The organism is Moorena sp. SIO3I6, from assembly GCF_010672095.1.
The window spans coordinates 1-1,399 of the sequence record NZ_JAAHHU010001352.1; the positions used below are offsets into that span (position 1 = coordinate 1).

Annotated in this window: 2 protein-coding genes; both read right to left on the reverse strand. The window is 44.7% G+C overall.

Annotated elements, in window-relative coordinates; all coding sequences use genetic code 11:
- Positions 1-279: 279 nt before the first annotated feature.
- Positions 280-699, reverse strand: coding sequence for a secondary thiamine-phosphate synthase enzyme YjbQ (locus tag F6K49_RS49250; protein ID WP_293110043.1), 420 nt, complete (start codon positions 697-699; stop codon positions 280-282).
- Positions 700-725: 26 nt separating this feature from the next.
- A complete protein-coding gene (locus tag F6K49_RS49255; protein WP_293051506.1) occupies positions 726-1,295 on the reverse strand; it encodes a hypothetical protein in 570 nt (189 codons plus the stop codon).
- Positions 1,296-1,399: the final 104 nt, after the last annotated feature.

The following is a 1,399-nucleotide window of genomic DNA, read 5'->3' on the forward strand; positions in this document are numbered from 1 at the left end:
AATTGTTATTAAAGGTTATCATTATGGGACTTGTCACCAATAAACACTCATCTTTGCTTCAGGCATAAATAATTAAATAATTCATCGGTTGTTTTTAACCGACTTATTCAGCAAGCCCTAGTTATGGATGCTTTTTAAAAAACCCTTCCAAAAGACAACACCACTAATAATCAAGCCCTACAGCAAGTACAACTCTCGCGGCTCTTGACTCCTGAATACAGTCACTGTCACAAGCCCTTAGTACTGGTCACCATTTATTCTTGTTGATAGTGGTTGAGATTAATTCCCTGCGATATGCACCACCAACTCCCGGTAGTGAGCCTGTCGCCGATGCTCCCAAATATAAATGCCCTGCCAGGTTCCTAGGAGCAATCTCCCTTGAGCAATAGGAATCTGTTCCGATGTTTTGGTCAGTGCAGTGCGGATATGAGCAGGCATATCATCGGGACCTTCCGCACTATGGCTATAGCTTTTGCCATCTTCTGGTACTAATTTAGCAAAAAAGTTCGATAAATCCGTGAGCACATCAGGATCAGCATTTTCCTGAATTACCAAACTTGCCGAGGTATGACGCAGGAAAATGGTACACAATCCAGTCTCGAGTCCTGATGTAGCAACCACGGATTGAACTTTCCGGGTAATGTTGGAGAACGATTTACCGGTAGTCTTAATTTTGAGTCGTTGTTGATAATGAGTCATAGAAAGGTTGGTTAATCGAGCCACTGCTACCCGAGCTGTTTCAGTTCCTCCGATGGTGTTTCCGAGGTTTCTGTGGCTACAGCTGTTGGTGGATGGTCAACAGACTTATCCACCACAGGTGTTTCCGAGGTTTCTGTGGCTACAGCTGTTGGTGGATGGTCAGCAGACTTATCCACCACAGGTGTTTCCGAGGTTTCTGTGGCTACAGCTGTTGGTGGATGGTCAGCAGACTTATCCACCACAGCAGCAGTTTCTGATGACTCTAGAGTATCTTTTGATAACGACTCAGGGACAGTTGCCAATTCTTCTGTATACAACTTATCCAGTTGAGCAGCAGTTTCTGATAACTCTGGCTTTTCTGCTGATTCTGGCTCAGTTGCAGATTGATTGTCACTCGACTCATCTGCCTGCTCCGAATTTTCTGATACCTCTGGATTCTCCGGTTCCCCGTCACGCCAAGGGGAATCATAGTGATTCCAGGGCAGAATTGGCTCGTTGGGCAGGTTACGGGTCAAGACAGTGATGTTCTCTGGGTCTGGTTCCGGTAAACTCAAAGGTTCTCCAGAGGTTTTGTTATTAACCTGTTTAGAATTCATAGTCTCAGCGAAAGCCAACAATACATCACATCAGTTTAAGCGCAGGAATGCAAAACTCTGCTATGACATTCAAAGTAATAATCAAGGCAACCCCCCAAGTTACA